The sequence below is a fragment of the Rhizobium sp. S163 genome, from assembly GCF_030380805.1.
In the GTDB taxonomy this organism is placed as follows: domain Bacteria; phylum Pseudomonadota; class Alphaproteobacteria; order Rhizobiales; family Rhizobiaceae; genus Rhizobium.
In genome coordinates this window covers 258335-281369 of the sequence record NZ_JAUDSA010000003.1, presented here as the reverse complement: position 1 = coordinate 281369, position 23035 = coordinate 258335, and the positions used below count along the sequence as shown (strand labels likewise).

The following is a 23035-nucleotide window of genomic DNA, read 5'->3' as shown; positions in this document are numbered from 1 at the left end:
GCCGCGGGACCCCATCGGAAAACGATGGCCAAATCCCGCCTATCGTTGACGGGATGCCTGCCTTTTCTGACACAAGCCTGAAAGCGCGTCTCAGCCCACAGCTATTCGCGCCTCAGCCTTTGATGCCATAATGTGTTTCCAGACGGTCCCAGCTGACGTCCATCGCATAGACGGATGAAATGTGCGGGATGGCGACGTGGCCGTAGCGAACGGAAAGCTGGCGCTCGGCGACATCCTCTCTGACGCCGGCGATCTGCTGGCTATAGATCACCGATACCAAGCCGGTGCGGTCGGCGCCGCTCTGGCAATGGATAAGGATCGGCTTGGGCGCGGCCTTCATGATCGCAACGAGCTCATCGGCGCGCTCCGGCGTAAGTACGGTTCCAGACGACATGGCAAAGTCGATATGTTCGACGCCAAGCTGTTGCGCCGTCTCGATCTCCGCATTGTACCACTGCGCATTCACGTTCTCGCCGCGCAGATTGATGATCGTCTTGATACCGTGGTCGCGAACATGCTTCTCCAGCTGCGCCGGGGACAGCTGCGCTGACCGGTACAGCTGGTCCCTGACCACGCGATGGAAGTTTCCGCTCAGCTGCAGATAACCGATATAGCCGCCAAACAGCGCGCCGGCGAGCAGCACACCAGCGGCAACGGATCGCAACATCTTTCCACGATTGGCAAAAAAACTCTTCACTGCAAACCTCAATGATCGAAGTACGCAGGGAGTTTGATCGCTGAGGCTGACGGCCACCTGAAGAGCGGCGCACAGCGAATATCTGTCCGTAGTGGGCTCAGCCGGTTTAGTTCGATAATTTGCCGAAAATGGCGGATGGGGTGGGATTCGAACCCACGGTACGGTTCCCCGCACGACGGTTTTCAAGACCGTTGCCTTAAACCACTCGGCCACCCATCCAGCGCACCAATCTGATGGCCCGGCAGCAAAAGCGCGCAGCTTGGGTGTCACCAAATCAGGTTTCGAAGGCTTTAAGCTGCTTCGTCGGCACCGTCAACCAGCCCGGCCGCGTCTTCGCGCCGTGTTCTCGCATTATGAAGCGGGAGCACGAGCTAAGACGTCGGATGAGCGAAGGAAAAGGCGATCAGTGCGCGGTGGTTTTGCGGTTTGCCAGCAGAAGAATGTAATCATCGGCGGCATCGGCAATCGCCATGGCCACCTCGGCCGCCGCCCAGCCGTTCTTCTGCGCTTCACGGATAATCTGGTGGAGCGCCGGTTCCACGTCGGCGCGGCAATCGAGCAAACGCTGGTCGTGGTTGGTGTCACTGCGAGCTGACTGAAGATTGATCATCTCTGTTACCCCTCATGTCCAAGGCTGTACCATGACATAGATTGCAGGTTGAGCAAGAGATTGCTGATCAAAACCTAAATTTTGCCGACGGATGAGGTTTTTCAACGACACTCGCCTAAAGCGATCAGCCATACAACCCTACCGAAAGCGCCATCACAGGGGTGATAAATATGTTCGATAGTTGGCGATATATCATTGAAAATGATGAAACATACTTCGAGGTCGCCAAAACAAACCAATAACAGCAATCCCGCCATCAAAGTTTGGGTTAGTATTATTTGACGCAGATCAGATCATATAGACACCAGATTTCCACATTTATATTCAAAGATATTTTGACTTTATGTATTTTTCTAAATTCTTCTAAAGGTTGATTTTACCTAAACCATAAAGCGATGCCAGAACAACGCTCCAACCAAAATGGATCATCATACGGGCGACCTGCGCCCATCAAGCCGTGCGCCACTCCCAATCACTCCACAATGTGTCGAGTAATTGGATAAAAATCCCCCGCTAGTTGTATTTCACATTTCCGTGATTTCCCGCCTCATGACGGACGTATGGGCAAGACGATCGGCCAACCAAAGCACAGTTTTCGCGAGCGGCCCGTTTGCCGACCTGGCGCGCCGAAAAGCGAATGCAAAAAGGGCCGAGCTCCACAGCCCGGCCCTTTCCATCTCGATCGAGAAATTCTATCGGCGGCTCATCAGGCCAAACAGGTATGCCACGCCGGCGGTCACCGCGATCGCGAGGATCGGCTCTGCACGGACCTTGTCGCGGACGCGTTCGGTCAAAACTGAGGCCTCATCTGCAACGGCGGTCTTTGCACCCTGCCCCAGCGCGACAACACTTTCGGACAGGCGCGCCAGATCTTCCCGCAATGCGGCGACCTGCGCGGACAGATCATCCGTTGCAATCTCCGCCTTGACGCGCGCTGCTGTGGACTGTGCGGAGGCGGTTTTCATGTCGGCCATTGTTTGCTCCTGTTTCTTCGGGATGCTGCTCAACGAAATAGCGCCGTCAAAGGTTCCGCAAGAGAGCATCTTTTGTCTTCGATCGGCGTCGCGAAACACGGCTGGTATAGCGCAGATGTTTTCGCGCGATAACCCTTCAATTCCTGATGCGTTTGCTCTAAGGAACGTCCAATGCTTTGCCCGCGAACGGGCGAATGTAATGCGAGGTTTGCGTTTCGATGTTCGATCTTCTGCGTAGAGCTGCCCGTACCTGGGCGGCGAAGCTCCTGATGCTGCTCCTGGTCGCCTCTTTCGGCATTTGGGGTGTGTCACACTCCCTGCTGACCGGCAGCACCAGCACGACCGTGGTTACGGTCGGTGACCAGCAGGTCGACGTCAACGAGTTCCGCCTCGCCTATCAGCGCCAGGTCTCCAACCTCAGCCAGCAGTTCGGCATGCGCCTGACGCCCGATCAGGCCCGCGCCTTCGGCGTCGAGCAGCAGGTGATCTCGCAGCTGGTGGCCGGCGCTTCGCTTGACCAGCTCGCCGCCGACATGGGGCTCGGCCTCTCCGAGGATCGTCTCGCCCAGCTGATCGGTGAGGATCCGGCGTTCAAGGCCGTCAACGGCCAGTTCGACCGTTCGTTGTTTACCTCGCGCCTGCGCAACGCCGGCATTCGCGAGGACGACTATATCAAGGAGCGCAGCAAGGTCGCGGTTCGCAGCCAGATCGTCGATGCGATCTCGAACGGCTTCACGCCGCCGAAGACGTTGGTCGATTCGCTGAAGCTCTACCGCCAGGAAAGCCGCGGCATCGATTATCTGCTGCTGACGAACGCCAATATCGAGCCGATCAAGGCGCCGGCTGACGATGTTCTCGCCAAGTGGTTCGAAGGTGCCAAGGCGCGCTATCGCGCTCCCGAGTATCGCAAGTTCACCTATCTGAAACTGCAGCCGGCCGACATCGCCGACGCCGGAACAGTGACTGATGATCAGATCCGCGAGGACTTCGAGAAGCGCAAGGATGCCTATCGTACGCCGGAAAGCCGCACGATCGAGCAGCTGACCTTCCAGAACAAGGACCTCGCCAACGCTGCCGCCAATGCGCTCAAGACCGGCACGACCTTCGACCAGCTGGTGACCGACCAGGGCAAGACCGCCAACGACGTCATGCTCGGCGAATTCACCAAGGACAAGGTTCCCGATCAGTCCGTTGCCGACGCGGCCTTCGCGGTTTCCCGCAACGGCGGCACCTCGCCTGTCGTCGAGGGCAGCTTCGGCCCGGTCATCCTGCGCATCACCAACATCAAGCCTGAGAGCGCGAAGAGCTTCGACGAGGTCAAGGAAGACCTGCGCAAGCAGCTCGCCGTCGCCAATGCATCGCAGCAGATGATCACCGTTCACGATCAGATCGAAGACCTGCGCAGCGCCGGCTCGACGCTCGACCAGATCGCCACGCAGCTGAAGCTCAAGGCCGTGACCATCGACGCCGTCGATGCAACGGGCCTCGACAAGGCTGGCAATGAGGTCAAGGACATCCCGGAGAAGCAGCAGGTGCTGGGCGCGGTGTTCCGTGCCGAAGCTGGCGCTGACATCCCGTCGCTCTCGATCGGTACGGATGGTTACCTCTGGTTTGCTCTCGGCGACGTCACGCCCGAGCGCGACCGCCCGCTTGCCGAGGTTCACGACAAGGCTGTCGCCGACTGGACCGCCGAACAGCAGAAGACGGAGCTCGCCAAGAAGGCGGATGAGCTGAAGCAGCAGGCCCAGAAGGGTACCTCGCTCGCTGACATCGCCGCACCGCTCGGCATTCAGGTCGAGAGCAAGAGCGGCATCACCCGCGGCATGGACGACGTGGTTCTTGGCACCGGTGGCGTCAACGCCTCCTTCTCCGGTCCGGTCGACACGATCGCGACCGCTATCGGCGCCGATCCGACGACACAGATCCTGATGAAGGTAACGGAAGTCAACACCGAGCCGACCGGTGACGTGCTTGCCAACCAGGACCAGCAGATCAACGCGATCGCCAACGCCGCCGGTGACGACATCCTGGACCAGATGGTCTCCCTGCTGCAGACGCAGTATGGCGTGTCGATCAACCAGCAGCTCGCCGAACAGGCAGCCTCGCGCTAAGGGGAAGATGAACGCATGACCGATCTGAAGCCCCTCCTGGCGAAGGCCGCAAGCCGCGAACCTCTGACACGTGAGGAGGCCCGCGAGGCCTTCGACATCCTGATGTCCGGCCAGGCCACGCCTTCGCAGATCGGCGGCTTTCTGATGGCGCTGCGCGTTCGCGGCGAGACGGTCGACGAGATCGTCGGCGCCGTCACCACCATGCGCTCGAAGATGCTGACGGTGGAAGCGCCAGCCGATGCCATCGACATCGTCGGCACCGGCGGTGACGCCAGCGGCACCTACAACATCTCGACGCTGGCGGCTCTGATCGTCGCCGGCGCCGGCGTACCGGTCGCCAAGCACGGCAACCGCGCTTTGAGTTCCAAGTCCGGGGCGGCGGACAGCCTTGCCGCGCTGGGCGTCAAGCTCGACGTGACGCCTGAGGTCATCTCGCGCTGCATTCGCGAGGCCGGCGTCGGCTTCATGTTCGCGCAGCAGCACCATTCGGCCATGCGCCATGTCGGCCCGTCGCGTGTCGAACTCGGCACGCGCACGATCTTCAACGTTCTCGGCCCGCTCTCCAATCCGGCCGGCGTTCGCCGCCAGCTGCTCGGCGTCTACTCGCCGCAGCTCGTCATGCCGATCGCCGAAGTCATGCGCGATCTCGGTTCCGAGAGCGTCTGGGTCGTGCACGGCAATGGCCTTGACGAGATCACCACGACGGGCAAGACCAGCGTCGCAGCACTCGAGAACGGCAAGATCAAAAGCTTCGAGCTGTCGCCGTCCGATTTCGGCGTCGATACGGTCGAGCTCCAGGCGATCAAGGGCGGCGACGGCGTGGTCAACGCGGCTGCGCTGCGCGATGTGCTGAGCGGTGCGAAGAACGCCTATCGCGATATCGCGCTTGCCAACGCCGCCGCCTCGCTCGTCATCGCCGGCAAGGCTGAGACTCTGCACGACGGCATGCGGCTGGCCGCCCAGTCGCTCGACAGCGGCGCCACCGCGGGTGCGCTCGACAAACTTGTCGCCGTATCCAACGACCTGGACTAGGATTGCGACATGACCGACATTCTGCAGAAGATCGAACTCTACAAGCGCGAAGAGATAGCAGCGGCGAAGGCCAAGGTTTCGCTCGCGGATCTGAAGGCGATGCAGCAGGACCAGACCGCGCCGCGCGGTTTCCACAAGGCGCTGGTCTCCAAGCGTGATGCGGGCCAGTTCGGTCTGATCGCCGAGATCAAGAAGGCAAGCCCGTCCAAGGGACTGATCCGTCCTGATTTCGATCCGCCGGCTCTGGCAAAGGCCTATGAGCTTGGCAGCGCCGCGTGCCTGTCCGTGCTCACGGATACGCCGAGCTTTCAGGGCGCGCCCGAGTTCCTGATGGCGGCCCGCGCAGCCTGCAAGCTGCCGGCTCTGCGCAAGGATTTCATGTTCGAGACCTATCAGGTGCAGGAAGCCCGTGCCTGGGGCGCCGATTGCATTCTGCTGATCATGGCCTCGCTCTCCGACGACGATGCAGAACGTTTGCAGGACGAGGCCTTCGGGCTCGGTATGGATGTGCTCGTCGAAGTGCATGACGCCGAAGAGATGGAACGGGCGCTGAAGCTCTCGTCCCCGCTGGTCGGGATCAACAACCGCAACCTCAGAACCTTCGAGGTCAGCCTCACGGTCAGCGAGGAACTGTCGGCGATGGTGCCGGATGACCGGCTGCTGGTCGGCGAAAGCGGCATCTTCACGCATGAGGATTGCAAGCGGCTGCAGGCTTTCGGCATCAACACCTTCCTCGTCGGCGAGAGCCTGATGCGCAAGGACGATGTGACGGCGGCCACGCAGGCGCTGCTGTTCGGCCAGGCATCGCTGGCGGCCGAATAAGATGAGTGGCGAGAAAGCCGGCCTGACCCATATCGACGCGGCCGGCGAGGCGCATATGGTCGATGTCAGCGACAAGGCCGAGACCACCCGTATCGCCACCGCTGAGGGCCATGTGAAGATGGCACCGGCGACGCTTCGGCTGATCCTCGAGGGTAACGCCAAGAAGGGCGATGTCATCGGCACGGCGCGGCTCGCCGGCATCATGGCCGCCAAGCAGACCAGCAATCTCATCCCGCTCTGCCATCCGCTGATGCTGACGAAGGTTTCCGTCGAGATTACCAAGGACAGCGCCCTGCCCGGCCTGCGCGTCACCGCGACCGCCAAGCTCACCGGCAAGACAGGCGTCGAGATGGAAGCGCTGACGGCCGTCTCGGTCGCATGCCTGACGATCTACGACATGGCCAAGGCGGCCGACAAGGCGATGGAGATCAGCGGCATCCGGCTGCTTGAGAAATCGGGCGGGAAGTCGGGCGATTTCCGGCATCCGGAGCATGCGAAATGAGCATGCTTCCCGTTGCCGAAGCGCAGGAACGCCTGCTGTCGCGTGCAAAGCCCATTATGGTGCCCGAAACCGTCTCCCTCGCCGAGGCCGAAGGACGCGTTCTCGCGACCGATGTCACCGCGCGCCTGACACAGCCGCCCTTCAATTCATCGGCGATGGACGGCTATGCGCTGCGCGGCGAGGATGCGCTTGAGCCCGGCAGCGAACTACTGATAATCGGGACGTCGTCCGCAGGACACGCCTTTGACGGCACGATCGGCGCCGGCGAGACCGTGCGGATCTTCACCGGCGCACCAGTTCCCGAGGGCGCCGACAGCGTGTTGCTGCAGGAAGATGCTGAGAAGACCGAAGGCGGCATCCGCACGACCTTTCCGGTTCGGCCAGGCCAGCATGTGCGTCCGCACGGGCAGGACTTTCGTGAGGGCGAGCCGGTGCTGATGGCGGGCACGGTGATCGATTTCTCGCGACTGACCGTTGCCGCTGGCATGAACCACGCGACGCTCGATGTCCGGCGCAAGCCTCTGGTGGCGCTGCTTGCCACCGGCGACGAACTGGTGACGCCAGGACAACAGCCCGGCCCCTCGCAGATCATCGCTTCCAGCACGTTCGGAATTGCGGCACTCGCACGTAAGGCAGGCGCCGAGGTGCTCGATCTCGGTATCGTTGCCGACGACAAGGCTGCAATCACTGCCGCCGTCGAGAGAGCACAGGAAGCCAAGGCGGACGTGATCGTGACACTGGGCGGCGCGTCCGTTGGGGACCACGATCTCGTGCAGGCAACGCTGCTTGCCGCGGGCATGGAGCTCGATTTCTGGCGGATCGCGATGCGACCGGGGAAGCCGCTTATGGTGGGCAGTTTCGGCGATACGCATGTGCTCGGTCTTCCGGGCAATCCGGTTTCCAGCCTCGTTTGCGGCCTGCTGTTTCTCGAACCGCTGATCCGCAAGCTCGCGTCCCTACCTCCAGTCAAGCGGAGCGCTACGGCCGAAGCTGCCATCAGCATGAAGGCGAACGACCAGCGGCAGGATTACGTCAGGGCAAGAGCGGTGCGTTCGCCAACGGGCGTTTTGCGGGTCGAGCCATTCGGCAAGCAGGATTCGTCGATGATGAAGATCTTCGCGGAAGCCGACTGCCTGATCATACGGCCGCCGCACATGCCCGAGCTTGCGGCCGGAGAAGCGTGCGAAGTGATGCTGATTCGCCCGGAGCTGCTCGGCTAAACGCTCGACCGGGCGCACCTGCCGACTAATTGCTGTTGTTATGGTGACTTGTGCGGATAGCGTGCGTGTTCCACACTTCATGCATCGTCACTCACAGCCGGAGAGCTTGATCATGACCACCCAGCCGGTTCGCGATACGAAGGCCATGCTGCGTGGCATGACGCCGAGCCTTGATGCCAAAGACTATGTGTTTTGCATGACCGAGGACGAGCAACTAGCCGTGCAGGCTGTGCCTTTGTCGCTCGGCTGGTTTCGCGAAGACGAAGGCGTGTCCTTGATACTGGCGCTCGGCGACGCTCAGCGGCTGGGATTCGACAACACTCTCCCGATGCGACGGATCACGCTCACTGTGTTCTCATCGCTTGAGGGCGTCGGGCTGACGGCCGCCGTTGCAACCGCGCTCGCCAATCACAACATTTCCTGCAACATGGTCGCCGCCTATCATCACGACCATGTATTCGTCCCAACGGCCGACGCCGAAGAGGCCATGCGGGTGCTGCTGGACCTGCAGGCTGCGGCGGGCTGACGTTGGAGCGCCTGGAATTGGCTAGCGGTCAGTAACCGTGGCCAAGCTGAAAATACCGGCGCGCACCTCTGCTCCTTCGCGACCCAGACCGAAATCCGGCACGGAATACTCGGCAATGCAGTGCAGCTTCTCCGTTGGCAGCGGCACGCGATAGGGATCGCCGATCAGGACGTCGATGCCGGCGGCGCGGCAGGTTTCGAGAAACGCCAGCGCGCGTTTTGCCAAAGCTTCGTCGTAGAAAAGATCACCGGCGAGAACGATATCGACCGCAGGCGGCGGACCGTCGAGGAGGTCGGTATGAACAAGATCGATCTCGACGCCGTTGACGCTCGCATTGAGGCGGGCGGCGGCGATGGCGTTTTCGTCGATGTCTGCGGCGACCACGGATGTCGCGCCTGCCTTGGAGGCGACGATCGCGACGAGACCGGACCCAGTGCCGAGGTCGAGCACGCGGCGGCCGTGCAAGAGGTGCGGGTTTTCAGCGATGTAACGTGCAAGCACCGCACCACCGCCCCAGCCATAGGCCCAGTAAGGCGCGGGCGCGTCGGGATCGGTGCCGCCGAGGCGTGACAACCGGCTGCCGGAATGGGCGGTGTAGAGCTGAATATTTGCGAGACCCGGGACGGGCAAAAGCCGCAGGTTCCTGGCGATGAAGGCGCTGGCGTCGAAAGACGACGTGCGCTTCTGTGGCTGGGCACCATCGTCAGTGGAAACGGATGTCATGCGCTCGGTCTTATCATGCATGGCGTCACCCGGTCCGGATCAGCAACCGCGAGATTCATGTTTCGCGATTGCTTGATATGAGGAACAGCAAGGCATGGCTGCCAAGTCGAACATTGCCCTGAAAATCAAGACCATCCGAACGACTGGCGGCGCATGCGATCCTCGCCGTCATGCTTCCGGGCCTCAGCCCTTCTTCTTGGAGAACTTGGGCTTCGGGCCGTTGCCGTCGAACTTAGGCTTGCCCTCGTATTTCGGCTTACCGTCGAACTTAGGCTTGCCGGGCTTGCTCCACGGCTTGCTGTCGCGCTCGCCGGACGGGGCGGCATCGCTGCGTGGTCCCTTCTTGAAGCCGCCGTCGCGCGGGCGATCGTCGTAGCTCTTCTTGGCAGCGTAAGGCTTCGGGCCGGACTTGTTGAAATCCGACTTGCCATAATCCTGGCGACCGAATTCCGGCGTGCCGGGGAGACGGCTGACGCGGATGCCGCGTTCCATCGTCTTGTTCGGGCCGGTCGCAGCCAAGAAGGCATCGGCGCTGCCGGCTGCGATCTCGACGAACGTCTCTTCCGGCTGCATCTTGATGGCGCCGATGTCACGCTTGGTGAGGTTGCCGTTGCGGCAGATCATCGGGATCAGCCAGCGTGGTTCGGCGTTCTGCTTGCGGCCGACCGACAGAGAGAACCAGACGCTGGGGCCGAAATCGTCGCGCGGGCCGCGTGGGCTGGTGTCGCGCGGGCCATCGGCGTTGTCGCGCGGCTTGCGCGGACCGGCCTGCAGGCTGATCTCCATCAGATCTTCCGGCGCCGACTGCTTTGCGCGGTAGAGATTGACGAAGGCGTTGGCGAGCTTCTCGGCGCCATGCGCGTCCAGCAGGCGCTTGACGATGTCCTGCTCTTCCTCGCGCGGCGCCTCTTCGAAGATCGGATCGGCGAGCAGACGTTCCTCGTCGCGGGCAATGACTTCCTCGGCAGACGGCGGCAGCGCCCAGGTGGCGGCGATGCCGGCATTGTCGAGCAGACGCTCGGCCTTGCGGCGGGCGTTGAGCGGCACGATCATGGCGCTGACGCCCTTGCGACCGGCGCGGCCGGTACGGCCCGAGCGATGCAGCAGGGTTTCCGGATTGGTCGGCAGATCGGCATGGATGACGAGATCGAGGCCACGAAGGTCGATGCCGCGGGCCGCGACGTCAGTCGCGATGCAGACGCGGGCGCGACCATCGCGCATGGCCTGCAGCGCGTGGCTGCGCTCGTTCTGCGTCAGTTCGCCAGAGAGCGCGACGACGTCGAAGTTGCGATTATGGAAGCGGGCGGTCAGATGGTTGACGGCGGCGCGGGTCGAGCAGAAGACGATGGCGTTGGTCGCCTCGTAGTAGCGGAGCACGTTGATGATCGCGTTTTCGCGGTCGCTCGGGGCGACGGCCAGCGCACGATATTCGATATCGACGTGCTGCTTCTCCTGCGTCGTGGTGGCGATGCGCACGGCATTCTTCTGGTAGCTCTTGGCGAGCTTGGCAATCGCTGCCGGCACGGTTGCCGAGAACATCAGCGTGCGGCGATCTTCCGGGGAGGCATCGAGAATGAATTCGAGGTCTTCACGGAATCCTAGGTCGAGCATTTCGTCGGCTTCGTCGAGCACGACGGCCTTCAGATCGGAGATGTCGAGCGCGCGGCGGCGGATGTGATCGCAGAGACGGCCGGGTGTGCCGACGACGATGTGGGCTCCACGCTCGAGCGCACGGCGCTCGCTGCGGATATCCATGCCGCCGACGCAGCTGACGATGACGGCACCGGTCAACTCATAAAGCCATTCCAGCTCGCGCTTGACCTGCAGCGCAAGCTCGCGGGTCGGCGCGATGACAAGCGCCAGCGGGGTGGCGGCCGGCTCGAAGCGATCTTCATCGCCAAGCAGGGTCGGCGCCATGGCGAGGCCGAAGGCAACCGTCTTGCCGGAGCCGGTCTGCGCCGACACCAGCGCGTCGGATGCGGCAAGCGCCGGATCGAGCATGGATTGCTGAACGGGGGTGAGCTCGGAATAACCGCGCTTCGCCAACGCCTTGCCGATCGCCGGAACGACGCCGCTTATCTCTGTCATTTTGTCTGTCTTTCGGAATAATCGGGCGCACGGTGCGCCGTCCGGAACTTGCCGGTTGAAAAGTTGGGCTGTTCCTACTGCGTCACACGACAAATGTCAAAGCGGATGTCCGCGCCACAGGAAGACATCGATGCTTTCGGCGCGGCCCCTGATCCTGGCTGAGACCGGCCCTTCAATATGCCCTTGATGGTTGGGTGCTGCCCCCGCCCCCGCCGCACTCATCAAGGGGGCGCTGAGCGCGAGCTCGAAACCATGGCTTGCCGCCACTTCCATGAGGCGGCTTGCGACGTTGACGGTATCGCCGGTCGCAGTGATCTGCTGGCGCGTGCCGGTGCCGAGACGCGAGGCAACGACCGTGCCGCAATGGGCGCCGACCTTGAAGCCGATCTTGCGCCCCGAAAGCCCGGGATCTGCTGAAAGCCAGGCCCTCAGGCGATTGCCGAGCCCGACAGCGCAGGCAGCCGCCCGCAAGGCGTCGTCATCAGCCGGTCGCGGGAGGCCGAAGAGGATCATCGCGCCATCGCCCATGAAACTGGTGATCGCGCCGCCATGGGCGCGCGCCTCGTCGTCGACCAACTCGAAGAAGCCGCTCAGGACCTCTTGCACGCGCGCAGCACCAATCGCCTCGCTCAATCCGGTGAAGCCCGACAGGTCGACGAACACCGCCGCGGCTTCCTGACGCACCGGGCGTGAGAGGAAGGTTGGATCGCGCGCCAACCATTCGCCGAGGCCTGGCGCCTCGATTCGCTGCAGCAGGTCGCTCTGCGCCGCGAAGTGCGTGGCGCGACGGCGGTCAAGCCAAAGTTCCATGGCGCCGAACAGCAGCACCGGCGGCAGGGTCGCGGCGATCGGAAGGGCGGCGCTGAACCAATAGCCATGCGAGAAGGCGACGATGTTGAATGTCAGCCAGGCCAGCACCGCAGCCGCGATGGCGCTATAGGCCACGGCGCTGCGGCGCCAGCCGAGCAGGCTGATGATCAGCACCGGCAGGGCAACGCCGAGCAGCGCATCGAACGAGCGTACATTGCCGTCGCGCACGATATTGTCGCCTGCAATCAGTCGGGTGATGGCCGTGGACATGACCTCGACACCGGGAAGCACCGGGTCAAACGGCGTCGGAAAGACGTCGCCGCCGCCGGTTACCGTCGAGCCGATCACGACCACCCTGCCCTCGACCATTTTGGCGTCGATCTTGCCGGCGAGCGCATCGGCGGCGCTGAAGGTGGGGATCGTTCCGCGCGGCCCGTAGAAGGTGAGCGGCAGGCGTTGGCCGATGTCTGTGGGAAGGCGCAGTTCGCCGAGGGCAAGAGCGGCCGGCGTGAACGCCGGATTGACGCCGAGCGCGACCGATGCCACGCGCAGCGGGAACGAGGCATCGACCCGCTGCGCGCCGCGCGAGATCAGCGGAATATAGCGCGGCGTTCCGCCCTGATCGGTCGACACATTGACGACGCCGATCGCCGCGGAATCGGCGAAACGGGCGATCGGCAGCATCATCCGATCGGCCACCGGAATGGTGGCGAGCGGATCCTCGGCACTCGATGTCACCGCTTGAAGACTTAACGGGAAAACGCCGGCTGCGGCGATGACTGTTGGTACGCCCTTCAGCGCATCGGCCAGCGCCTGATCGCCGTCCTGGGGCCCGGGATCGACGAGGAGCAGATCAAGCGCGATGACCTTTGGTTTCAGCGCGCCGATGGTTTCCACCAGCCGCGCGAGCGTTGCCCTGCTCAACGGATAACCGTTGGCGCTCGCGGTCTGATCATCGATCGCAACAATGGTGACGACCGAAGGCGCGCTGCTCGGGCCAATGAGATGGCTCCTGAGGTCGGCCAGCGACGCTTCCATTCGGTCTAGAAAGCCGGCATTGCCCTGCATGTGGAGATAGCCGAGCGCACCGCCCCAAAGGGCAGCCGCGATCAGCGATATGGTGATCAGAAGCCGTCTGGCCTGCATGGGCGACTACTGGCCCAGCCGCGCGAGAAGTGCCGCAGCGCGCGCCTGCGGCCAGCGCCGAACCGTGAGCGCACCACTGGTGCGCGACACATCCACGCCCTCGCCCGGCGCCAGCACGACCCTCGGCCCCGCCGATGGCCTGCCCACAGCCACACGCCCACGCACGACGAAGACAGATGTCGTGCCATTCTTGACGTCGACGGCCCAGCGCGTGCCGCGCACGGCGGCGATCGCCTGCGGTGTCACCACCTGGAAGCCGCCACTGTGCCTGGCGCTGTCGACATCAACGAGGACCGCCTTGTTGCGCAGCGACACCGAATCGGGGCGACCGTCGCCATTGCTGTCGACAAGCTGGAAGCGCGCGCCGCCTTCGGCGGTGACGGTCACGCCATCGGCGCAGCGCATGATCTGGCGCGCCGTGCCGGCGACGCGTTCAAGCGTGCAGCCGGCTGGCTGCGCCGATGCCAAGCCAGCCCACAGCCCCGCCCAAAGCAAAGTCGTCGCGGCGATGGCGGTGGCCAGACAAGGACGACCGTACGATACTGTCTCCATGATATCCCCCTGTAGCAATTTCCGCCCCACGACCGAATAGCGCACTCTAACCCCGCCTCGCCCGGCACCGCAATGCGCTTGGCGGCAGTTACACAGGCGATGAGACCATGTCGCGTTCCATCAAAGCGCCTCCGGCGATGGTCCGACATAGCGGGCACGCGGGCGGATCATAGTTCCACTGATCACCTGCTCGATGGCGTGCGCGAGCCAGCCGGCGGTTCGGGAAAGCGCGAAGATGACAAGTGGTGCGTCGTCAGGCAGGTCGAAGTGCCCGGCCATCGCCGCGAGCGCGAAATCGATATTCGCAGGCTCGCCCAACAGTTCCGCGCCGAGAGCGGCAATCTCGGCGTATAGCTTCGGCATCTCGAACGAACGCATGATCGCCGCGGCACGCGGGTCGCCGTCAGGATAGAGCTTATGGCCAAAGGCCCGCACCACGCCTTCCATCGCCAACATCGTCCTGATCGCCTCGCGCGCGCCGATTTCCCGCGACAACTCCATCAGCCGCACGGCGCCCTGCCAGGCACCACCGTGGCGAGGGCCGGTCAGCGTCGAGAGGCCAGATAGCGTGGCGGCGGCCAGTGAAGCGCCCGACGACGCGGTGACACGCGCCGCGAATGCGGAGACGTTGAGTTCGTGTTCGGCGGCAAGCACGAGTGCCCGCCTGATCGGTTCCGCCGCCTCCGGCCGGTCCCAGCTCTGTGCAAGGCGCTCGTGCAGCGGCAAGTCGATTTGGCTTGGAGCAAGTGCGGCTGCCACCGTGGCAAGCACCTGCCCCGCTTCCGACTTCAACGCGGCGCGCGCGCGGCCCAAAGCCGGCAGATCCGCCGCCGCTCTCCTCGCCAGCAAGACGAAAGCGCCAGATATCCTTGATGGCTCGCCTGCGGGCAACTCGATCGGCGGGCATATGGCTGCCGGGCTCTCCCACAACAACGCCGCCACCTCCTCGAACGTTGCCCGTTCGGACAAGGCGACGGCCTCGCGGCCACGATAGTAAAGCCGGCCATACGCGATCATCGAAATCGCGGTCGGCAGGACCGGCTCGCCCCAGTCGATCGTCTCGGCGGCTATCGCCTCCGCCTTTCGCCTGCCCGCATGGCGCTTGGCGAGACGCGCGACGTCCTCGGAGTGATAGAGGCTTCGGCGGCTATCAGCGGCATCGGGCTTCGCGCGGATGCGGCCGCGGCTGACATTGGCATAGAGCGTCTGCGGTTTCGTCCCGAGCCGTTCCAACGCTTCCTCGGCCGTCAGCCACGTCATGCGAGCCCCTTACATTGATCTATCTCATCAAGATTGACGTCAACTTATCTAGGCCCGATCTTTCTTGGCGTAAAGGAGAAACGCAATGAAGAACGGCTTGGAAGATGTGATTGCAGCGGAAACCCAACTGTCCGATGTGGACGGTGAACGCGGACGCCTGGTGATACGCGGCGTCTCGCTGGACGACCTCGTTCCCGGCGAGACATATGAGGGTGTCGCAGCATTGCTGCTCGACGGACTGATGGAGCGTCCGGTCAGCGCGACAACATTGCGGTCGCTGCTCGGGGCCGCGAGGGGCGAGCTCTATTCGCACATCACGCATCTGGACGAAGGGCTTCTGGCGCTGCCACCCGTCGACGCCATGCGCGCGATGATCGCGCACCTTGCCGATGGGCAGGATCTCGATACGGCTCTGCGCCTGATGGCAGCGCCCGCCGTATTCCTGCCCGCCATCCTTAGGCTGCAGGCCGGCCAGCGGCCGTTGGCGCCGAATGCGTCGCTGTCGCAGTCCGCGGATATATTGCGGATGTTGACCGGCAGGATGCCGAGCGCAGAGCAGACGGCGGCGCTGGACGCCTATCTGGTGACGATCTCGGATCATGGATTGAACGCCTCGACCTTTGCCTCGCGTGTCGTCGCCTCCACCCAGGCGGGGCTGACATCCTCGGTACTGGCCGCCATCGGCGCTCTGAAAGGACCGCTTCACGGCGGCGCGCCCGGCCCTGTACTCGATATGCTGGATGCGATCGGAACCGACGCCAACGCCCATGCATGGCTGACATCAGCACTTGATCGCGGAGAGCGGCTGATGGGGTTCGGGCACCGGATCTATCGTGTTCGCGATCCGAGAGCCGACGCGCTGAAGAATGCGCTATCGCCTCTGGTCCGCTCCTGCCAGGTCGATCGTGAACGGATGGCGCTGGCCGCGTCCGTCGAGCGAGTGGCACTTGCCATCCTCAGGGAGCGGAAGCCGGATCGGCCGCTCGACGTCAATGTCGAGTTCTACACGGCGTTGCTTCTCGAATCGCTTGGTTTCGAGCGGCAGGCCTTTACCGGCGTCTTCGCAATCGGGCGCACTGTGGGCTGGATCGCCCATGCCCGGGAGCAGGCACTCAACGGCCGATTGATCCGCCCCCGCTCGATCTATACTGGCCCTCTACCAAAGGTCGCATAATCCGAAAAACTCAACACTAATAGAGATTTAGCGAATATTTACTCAAATCCCATAGATTTGCCCGGCGTGCGGTTTGGCACGCTTGGCATATCGGGGTTTGTCCATGGTCGGATTTCTATCAAGCATCGGCTCCTCCAGCAGCGCCGTGCTGGACGCGTTGAACAAGTCGCAGGCAATCATCGAATTCGACCTCACCGGAAAGATTCTGACGGCCAACGAGAATTTCTGCAAGGCGGTCGGCTACGAGCTCAGCGAGATCGTCGGCAAGCATCACCGGATGTTCGTCGATCCGGCCGAGGCGAACTCGAAAGACTATGCGGATTTCTGGGCGCGTCTCGGCGAAGGCAAGTTCGACCAGCGCCAGTATCGACGCATCGCCAAGGGCGGCCGCGAGATCTGGATCGAGGCGACGTACAATCCGATCTATCGCGGCAACAAGCCATACAAGGTGATGAAGTTCGCGACCGACATCACCGCCGCCAAGAAGCAGGCGGCCGAGGACAAGGGCAAGCTCGAAGCGCTGTCGCGCGCGCAGGCCGTGATCGAGTTCACGCCTGAGGGCAACATCATCACCGCCAACGAGAATTTTCTGGCGACGCTCGGCTATTCCTTGTCCGAGATCGTCGGCAAGCATCACGCGATGTTCTGCGAAGCGGATTACAGCCGTTCCGCCGAATACAAGGCCTTCTGGGCGAGACTGGCAGCTGGCGAGTTCGCGGCCGACCAGTTCAAGCGGATCGCCAAGGGCGAGCGCGAGATCTATATCCAGGCGTCCTACAATCCGATCCTCGATGCGTCAGGCCGCGTCTTCAAGGTCGTGAAGTTCGCGACCGATGTCACCGAGCGGATGAAGGTCGTCAGCGATCTCGGCGCCGGACTTGCCCGTCTTTCCGAATGCAATATCCGCCAGACGATCGACGAGCCCTTCGTCGGCGAATTCGAGACCTTGCGCCGCGATTTCAACACTTCGATCGGCGCGTTCCAGGCAACGCTGGTGAAGGTCCTGCAGCAGACCAACGCGCTGAACGGCAATAGCCAGGAAATGCGCGACGCCGCCGAGCAGCTCTCCGCGCGCACGAAGGAACAGGCGGTCTCGCTGGAGGAAACGTCTGCGGCGCTTGAAACGGTGACGGCGACGGTCAAGTCCTCGACCGAGAACACACAGGCGACGCGCAAGCTGGTACAGAGCGCCCGCGCCTCGGCCTCGACCTCCGCTGCCGTCGTGCGCGAGACGATCACGGCCATGCAGCGGATCGCCTCGGCGTCGAAGGAGATCGGCCAGATCATCGGCGTCATCGACGAGATCGCTTTCCAGACCAACCTTCTGGCGCTGAACGCAGGTGTCGAGGCCGCGCGCGCCGGTGAAGCCGGCAAGGGCTTTGCCGTCGTTGCGCAGGAAGTGCGCGAACTGGCACAGCGCTCGGCCAAGGCCGCCAAGGAGATCAAGGGCCTGATCGAAAACTCCGGCAAGGAAGTCAACGAAGGCGTTCGCCTCGTCGACGCGACGGGAACGGCGCTCAACGAGATCGAGACTTTTGTCGAATCGATCGACACCAATATGACCGCACTGGCGAGCGCCGCCGCCGAGCAGTCTACCGGCCTCTCGGAGATCAACAATGCCGTCTCGCAGATCGACCGGATGACCCAGCAGAACGCCGGCATGGTGGAGCGCACGACGGGCATTAGCTCGGAGCTTGCTTCGGGTGCGGCTCTGCTGGCCGAGCTGGTCAACCACTTCAAGCTCAACCGGCGCGGCATGATCCGCGATCAGGGGACGGAAGCAGGTGTTCCTGCGCGGGGACAACGCGCGGCGTGAGGCGTCGGATGGCAGATTTGTGAATGAAAGAGCCGCCGCATCGTTGGATGTCGGCGGCTTTCTGCTTTCGCAAGCTGATGGGGCTTCCAAAGCGGCCGCTTAGGCAAACCCCAGAAAAAGGGCTAGAAGGCTGCTGATTGAAAGCATCGTATCACCGTCAAGTCTGCCGAACGTTGGGCCGACCTTTTCACGCCGAACGGTCATCGTTTTATCGATCATGACCTGCGAAATCTTCCTGAGTCCGTTCTCAGCGTTCGGCGCCACTGTCACGCGGACGAGCGGTGCATCGATCAAGGTGCCGGAGAGAAGCAGCACGGTAACGTTGAAAGTCAGATCGAATTGGTCGGCTTGAATGATGAGCGCGGGACGAGGTTTTCCAAAGTCCCCTTGCATCGAGACGGTGACAAGATCACCTCGTCTCATTCTTCGTCATCGATGTCGGCAAGTGCTTCGTCCATAAAGGAGCCGAGATCGGCATCCGTCTCATCAGCTTTTGCTATCAACAGTGATTGACGGCGGCATTCCTCAGAAAATCCGGGCTGACGTGTGTCAGGCACCCAAATTCGGATGGGCCGCAACCCGGCCGCCTTGAGCGCTTCCTGCCTCTTGCGCACTGCAGACGTCATCGTCGCCTCCTTCTGTTTTCTACAAGATGGAAGCGACGATGAAATTCGTCAAGCTTGGGCTGGATTAGACCAACCGGCTCTGCTCGGTTGCCGCTTCGATGAAGCTCTTGAACAGCGGGTGCGGTTCGAGTGGGCGGGACTTCAGTTCCGGGTGGTACTGGACGCCGATGAACCAGGGATGGTCAGGGTATTCGACGGTCTCGGGCAGCACGCCATCCGGCGACATGCCGGAGAAGACGAGGCCGCAGTTTTCCAGACGGTCCTTGTAGTCGATGTTGACTTCGTAGCGGTGGCGGTGGCGCTCGGAGATGTCGGTCGAGCCGTAGATCTCGGCGATCTTGGTGTCCTTCTTGAGCGCGGCCTTGTAGGCGCCGAGGCGCATGGTGCCGCCGAGGTCGCCGGCAGAGGTGCGCTTCTGCAACTCGTTGCCCTTGACCCATTCGGTCATCAGGCCGACCACCGGCTCGTCGGTCTTGCCGAACTCGGTCGACGAGGCCTTCTCGATGCCGGCCAGATGACGGGCCGCTTCGACGACCGCCATCTGCATGCCGAAGCAGATGCCGAAGTAAGGAACGTTGCGCTCGCGGGCGAACTGGGCGGCAAGGATCTTGCCTTCCGAGCCACGCTCGCCGAAGCCGCCGGGCACGAGGATGCCGTGGACCTTTTCGAGATACGGCGCCGGGTCTTCTTTTTCGAAGACTTCCGATTCGATCCACTCGAGATTGACCTTCACACGGTTGGCGATGCCGCCATGGTGCAGCGCTTCGATCAGCGACTTGTAGGCGTCCTTGAGGCCGGTGTACTTGCCGACGATCGCGATCGTGACCTCGCCCTCGGGCGTGCGGATGCGGTTGCAGACCTCTTCCCAGGAATCGAGACGCGGCTTTGGAGCGGGCTCGATGCCGAAGGCGGCCAGGACTTCGTTGTCGAGGCCTTCCTTGTGGTAGGCGATCGGCACGTCGTAGATGTTGGCGACGTCGAGCGCCTGAATGACGGCGCTCTCGCGGACGTTACAGAACAGCGAGAGCTTGCGACGCTCGGCTTCCGGGATTTCGCGATCGGCGCGAACCAGCAGGATATCGGGGTGAATACCGAGCGCCTGCAGTTCCTTGACGGAGTGCTGGGTCGGCTTGGTCTTCAGCTCGCCGGCTGCCGGGATATAGGGCATCAGCGTCAGGTGGACGTAGACGGCCGTGCCGCGCGGCAGGTCGTTGCCGAGCTGGCGGATGGCTTCCATGAAGGGCATCGCTTCGATATCGCCGACGGTGCCGCCGATTTCGCAGATGACGAAGTCGTACTCGTCATTGCCTTCGATCACGAAGTCCTTGATCTCGTTGGTGACGTGCGGGATGACCTGAACGGTCGCGCCGAGATAGTCGCCGCGGCGTTCCTTGTCGATGATGTTCTTGTAGATACGGCCGGTGGTGATGTTGTCGGTCTTGGTAGCCGAGCGGCCGGTGAAGCGCTCGTAGTGGCCAAGATCGAGATCGGTTTCCGCGCCATCGTCGGTGACGAAGACTTCGCCGTGCTGGGTCGGGCTCATAGTGCCCGGATCCACGTTCAAATAGGGGTCGAGTTTGCGCAGCCGCACCCGGTAACCACGGGCCTGCAGCAACGCTCCGAGAGCGGCGGCCGCAATTCCTTTACCGAGAGAGGAAACCACGCCGCCAGTGATGAATACGTATCGCGCCATGGGAGCTACCGCTTACCTTTTCAAAAACGATTCCACCAGCCCTAAAATTCATGTCCTGAATTTTAGGGCTCTAATTTAACAGCATTCTTCCCGCGCTTGCCGCGCGATCGCTGTCGGTGACTTCAAGACAAAAGAAAACCGGCAGACCCTGGGGCCTGCCGGCGGTTTATGCGTCGTTCGGCTTACTGCCCGCTGGGAGCAGTCGCCGGTGCCGGAGCGGCAGGCGTCGTGGCCTGCGGTGCTGCCGGAGCAGTTTCAGTCGCTGCCGGAGCCGGCGTGGTCGCGGCGGGAGCCGGTGCGGTGGCTGCAGGAGCAGCCGGAGCGGTCGCGGCAGGTGCGTCACCGCCGGTCGGAACGCCGTTGCCGGCGGGAGCCGCGGGTGCAGCCGGAGCGGCGGCGCCGTTCTGCTGCTGGCCGCCGAGCGAATCGAGAATGCCGTTGCCCTGCCCGCTCGTTGCCGGAATGCGGTTCAGAATATCCGTCGGACGGCTTTCGTAGCGGTTCAATACGCCCAGGCCGAGCGAGGTGATGAAGAAGAGTGCTGCGAGGATCGCGGTCGTGCGGGTCAGCGCATTGGCCGTGCCGCGCGCCGACATGAAGCCCGAACCGCCGCCGATACCAAGGCCACCGCCTTCGGAGCGCTGGATAAGCACAACGCCGACAAGCGCCAGCACGATCATGAGATGAATGACAATCAATACGGTCTGCATGGGTCCAGTCCTGCCGGCGCGAAGCGGGCATAAAGTAAAATTCTGGCGCTCTTTACATGAGGTGATCCGCTATTCCAAGCCCTTCAGCCCGGAATATACACGCATCTCAAGAGAGCAACGCCTCGTATGCGCCGTAGATGGCGAGGAAATCGGTTGCTTTCAAGCTCGCGCCGCCGATCAGCGCGCCGTCGACATTGGCGACGCCCATCAATTCCCTGGCGTTACCCGGCTTGACCGAGCCACCATAGAGGATGCGGAACTTGCGGCCGTTGTCGCCAAAGCGGGCGACGAGCTCGGCGCGCATGAAGGCATGCGCCTTCTCGACGTCCTCCACGGTCGGCGTCACACCGGTGCCGATTGCCCATACGGGCTCGTAGGCAATTACTGTCGTCTCCGGCGTGGCGTTCTCCGGCACGGAGGCCGACAGCTGACGCTTGATGATATCGAGCGCCTGGCCGGCCTGGCGCTCGGCAGCGGTCTCACCGATGCAGACGATCGCCGTCAGGTCGGCGGCGGCGGCGGCTTCAGCCTTGGCGCGTACCAGATGATCGGTTTCGGCATGATCGGTACGGCGCTCGGAATGACCGACGATGACATAGGTGCCGAAGCAATCGGCGATCATTTCAGCCGAGAGATCGCCGGTATGGGCGCCTTCGGGGTTCTGGTGGCAATCCTGCGCTCCGATCGCAAGCGGGCTGTCGGTGCAGAGCGCGGTCGCCACGTAAAGCAGCGTCGCCGGCGGGCAAATCAGCGCTTCCACTTTGTTGGAAAGAGGACCCTGGACACCCGAGGCGATCGCCTTGATCTGATCCAGCGAGGCACGCGTGCCATTCATTTTCCAGTTTCCCGCCACAAGCGGTCGCACGTCAGGTGTCATGCCGGCCTTCCCCATTTCTCCGTCAGCACGGGCCTTAGCAAAAGCATGCGGCAATGAAAAGGTTTGGGACGCTTACGTAAGGGAAATTGCGGCGTTTTGCGGCGCAAATGCTTAAAATTTGTCAGCCGTGTTGCCTAAACTATGGCTAGCCCTCTCAATTCTAGGAGGCCAATATCCAGTTCAGCGTCTGGCGCCAATCGATCATACGGATCGGCGTCCCGTGATTGCCGGTCTGGTACAGCGTGAAATGCGTGGGGTAGCGCGATTTGATCAGCGTTTCGAACAGCGCCTGCTGGTCGGCGGCGGCGTAGGTCGGGTCGCGGCTGCCGTGGGCGAACCAGAGCGGCAACTTGGCCTTGTAGAAGGCGCTCTTCATGAAATCGGGATCGGCGACGCCACTCATGATGACCATGCCCTTGAGGCGCTTGACCGTCTCGGCGTCGCGCGTCGCGCCCCAGCAGATCTGACTGCCCATGGAGGCGCAGGTGAGGATGATTGGCCGGCCCGGCGACTGGGCGCTGGCGTAGCGGATGAGGCCGGCGACAGCGGTAACGCCATCGCTGTCGAAGGTCTTGACCGAAGGTGCGTAATAGACGCCGCCATTGCCGGCGACGAGGTTTTTCAGCCGGTTGAAGTTGCCGCCGAAGGTGTAATCGTTGACGCCGAGGCGGCGGTCGCCATCACGACCGTGGATGAAGATCACCGTGAAGGCGGCGTCAGCGCTCGGCCCTACCCTTGCGACGTCCAGCTTGATGCCATCGAGCGACAGCGTTTCGTTGTTCTGGAGCTTGCGGATGCCGAGCGAGACGTATTTCTGCTGCGTGCGTTTTTCCGGGATCTGGTCGCGACCGTTGATATCGCGCATCTCGTCGTAGTCGATAACGTCGAAAGCGCCGCCATTGCCGGTCTGAAGCGTTGTCTGGCTGGAAAACAGGTCGTCCTTGAAGGGCGGCAAGGTGTCGGCAGCACTAAGATCAGTCGATGCGACCATGAAAAAGGCCGCAATTGCTGTGATAGTTATGCAATGACTTGTGGACATTCGCATGCGCAAGGTTCCCTGAGGCGT

At 62.6% G+C, this 23035-nt stretch carries 22 protein-coding genes and 1 tRNA gene; 8 read left to right on the top strand and 15 right to left on the bottom strand.

Translation table 11 applies throughout. The annotated features are described in order from the left end of the window. Nucleotides 1–112: 112 nt before the first annotated feature. The 4 genes from QTL96_RS01515 to QTL96_RS01500 form a co-directional block, all read right to left on the bottom strand. Entirely contained in the window at nt 113–697 is a 585-nt protein-coding gene (locus QTL96_RS01515; protein ID WP_162725271.1) for a dual specificity protein phosphatase family protein, read from the bottom strand. Nucleotides 698–826: 129 nt separating this feature from the next. Next, a tRNA-Ser gene (locus QTL96_RS01510) sits at nt 827–916 on the bottom strand. 184 nt (nt 917–1100) lie between these two features. After that, on the bottom strand, nt 1101–1307 hold the full coding sequence (locus QTL96_RS01505; protein WP_018899881.1) for a hypothetical protein: 207 nt from the start codon (nt 1305–1307) through the stop codon (nt 1101–1103). 692 nt (nt 1308–1999) lie between these two features. After that, nucleotides 2000–2281: a hypothetical protein gene (locus tag QTL96_RS01500; protein WP_112945598.1), complete on the bottom strand. Its 282-nt coding sequence runs from the start codon at nt 2279–2281 to the stop codon at nt 2000–2002. A 218-nt stretch (nt 2282–2499) separates the two neighbouring features. On the opposite strand from QTL96_RS01500, the gene QTL96_RS01495 reads away from it, so the two are divergent. The 6 genes from QTL96_RS01495 (at nt 2500) to QTL96_RS01470 (ending at nt 8494) form a co-directional block, all read left to right on the top strand. Further along, on the top strand, nt 2500–4392 hold the full coding sequence (locus QTL96_RS01495; protein ID WP_289726422.1) for a peptidylprolyl isomerase: 1893 nt from the start codon (nt 2500–2502) through the stop codon (nt 4390–4392). Nucleotides 4393–4407: 15 nt separating this feature from the next. Then, nucleotides 4408–5424, top strand: a complete 1017-nt coding sequence (gene trpD / locus QTL96_RS01490; RefSeq protein WP_113011787.1) for an anthranilate phosphoribosyltransferase — start codon at nt 4408–4410, stop codon at nt 5422–5424. A 9-nt stretch (nt 5425–5433) separates the two neighbouring features. After that, the gene (gene trpC, locus QTL96_RS01485; RefSeq protein ID WP_289726421.1) at nt 5434–6246 is read left to right on the top strand and encodes an indole-3-glycerol phosphate synthase TrpC; all 813 of its coding nucleotides are present in this window, start codon (nt 5434–5436) and stop codon (nt 6244–6246) included. Between the two features lies 1 nt (nt 6247). Next, nucleotides 6248–6748: a cyclic pyranopterin monophosphate synthase MoaC gene (gene moaC / locus QTL96_RS01480; protein WP_289726420.1), complete on the top strand. Its 501-nt coding sequence runs from the start codon at nt 6248–6250 to the stop codon at nt 6746–6748. Continuing rightward, nucleotides 6745–7968, top strand: a complete 1224-nt coding sequence (gene glp / locus QTL96_RS01475; RefSeq protein ID WP_289726419.1) for a gephyrin-like molybdotransferase Glp — start codon at nt 6745–6747, stop codon at nt 7966–7968. Before moaC ends, glp begins: the two co-directional genes overlap by 4 nt. Nucleotides 7969–8080: 112 nt before the next feature. Then, complete coding sequence (locus tag QTL96_RS01470) at nt 8081–8494, top strand: ACT domain-containing protein (RefSeq protein ID WP_289726418.1); 414 nt, start codon at nt 8081–8083, stop codon at nt 8492–8494. A 21-nt stretch (nt 8495–8515) separates the two neighbouring features. On the opposite strand, the gene QTL96_RS01465 is transcribed toward QTL96_RS01470, so the two are convergent. The 5 genes from QTL96_RS01465 to QTL96_RS01445 form a co-directional block, all read right to left on the bottom strand. Then, entirely contained in the window at nt 8516–9238 is a 723-nt protein-coding gene (locus QTL96_RS01465; protein WP_289726417.1) for a 50S ribosomal protein L11 methyltransferase, read from the bottom strand. Between the two features lie 162 nt (nt 9239–9400). Beyond that, the gene (locus tag QTL96_RS01460) at nt 9401–11305 is read right to left on the bottom strand and encodes a DEAD/DEAH box helicase (RefSeq protein WP_289726416.1); all 1905 of its coding nucleotides are present in this window, start codon (nt 11303–11305) and stop codon (nt 9401–9403) included. A gap of 96 nt (nt 11306–11401) precedes the next feature. Further along, a complete protein-coding gene (locus QTL96_RS01455; protein ID WP_289726415.1) occupies nt 11402–13261 on the bottom strand; it encodes an adenylate/guanylate cyclase domain-containing protein in 1860 nt (619 codons plus the stop codon). Nucleotides 13262–13267: 6 nt separating this feature from the next. Then, the gene (locus tag QTL96_RS01450; RefSeq protein WP_289726414.1) at nt 13268–13813 is read right to left on the bottom strand and encodes a FecR family protein; all 546 of its coding nucleotides are present in this window, start codon (nt 13811–13813) and stop codon (nt 13268–13270) included. 120 nt (nt 13814–13933) lie between these two features. After that, nucleotides 13934–15073: a citrate/2-methylcitrate synthase gene (locus tag QTL96_RS01445; protein ID WP_289726413.1), complete on the bottom strand. Its 1140-nt coding sequence runs from the start codon at nt 15071–15073 to the stop codon at nt 13934–13936. Between the two features lie 85 nt (nt 15074–15158). On the opposite strand from QTL96_RS01445, the gene QTL96_RS01440 reads away from it, so the two are divergent. Continuing rightward, complete coding sequence (locus QTL96_RS01440; RefSeq protein WP_289726412.1) at nt 15159–16247, top strand: citrate synthase/methylcitrate synthase; 1089 nt, start codon at nt 15159–15161, stop codon at nt 16245–16247. A 103-nt stretch (nt 16248–16350) separates the two neighbouring features. Next, nucleotides 16351–18063 (top strand): PAS domain-containing methyl-accepting chemotaxis protein, encoded by a 1713-nt coding sequence (locus QTL96_RS01435; RefSeq protein WP_289726411.1) that lies wholly within the window; start codon nt 16351–16353, stop codon nt 18061–18063. A 99-nt stretch (nt 18064–18162) separates the two neighbouring features. Here the strand turns inward: QTL96_RS01435 and QTL96_RS01430 are convergent, their stop codons facing one another. The 6 genes from QTL96_RS01430 to QTL96_RS01405 all read right to left on the bottom strand — a co-directional run bounded on the left by QTL96_RS01430 (nt 18163) and on the right by QTL96_RS01405 (nt 23014). Continuing rightward, nucleotides 18163–18486, bottom strand: a complete 324-nt coding sequence (locus QTL96_RS01430; RefSeq protein ID WP_289726410.1) for a type II toxin-antitoxin system PemK/MazF family toxin — start codon at nt 18484–18486, stop codon at nt 18163–18165. Then, nucleotides 18483–18689 (bottom strand): antitoxin MazE family protein, encoded by a 207-nt coding sequence (locus tag QTL96_RS01425; RefSeq protein WP_289726409.1) that lies wholly within the window; start codon nt 18687–18689, stop codon nt 18483–18485. Before QTL96_RS01425 ends, QTL96_RS01430 begins: the two co-directional genes overlap by 4 nt. Nucleotides 18690–18753: 64 nt before the next feature. Beyond that, nucleotides 18754–20382 carry a CTP synthase gene (locus QTL96_RS01420; RefSeq protein WP_289726408.1) on the bottom strand — a complete coding sequence of 543 codons (1629 nt, stop codon included), beginning with the start codon at nt 20380–20382 and terminating at the stop codon, nt 18754–18756. Between the two features lie 182 nt (nt 20383–20564). Continuing rightward, nucleotides 20565–21092 (bottom strand): preprotein translocase subunit SecG, encoded by a 528-nt coding sequence (gene secG, locus QTL96_RS01415; RefSeq protein WP_289726407.1) that lies wholly within the window; start codon nt 21090–21092, stop codon nt 20565–20567. A gap of 106 nt (nt 21093–21198) precedes the next feature. Continuing rightward, nucleotides 21199–21969 carry a triose-phosphate isomerase gene (tpiA, locus tag QTL96_RS01410; protein ID WP_289726406.1) on the bottom strand — a complete coding sequence of 257 codons (771 nt, stop codon included), beginning with the start codon at nt 21967–21969 and terminating at the stop codon, nt 21199–21201. A 160-nt stretch (nt 21970–22129) separates the two neighbouring features. Then, nucleotides 22130–23014, bottom strand: a complete 885-nt coding sequence (locus QTL96_RS01405) for an alpha/beta hydrolase (protein WP_289726405.1) — start codon at nt 23012–23014, stop codon at nt 22130–22132. Nucleotides 23015–23035: the final 21 nt, after the last annotated feature.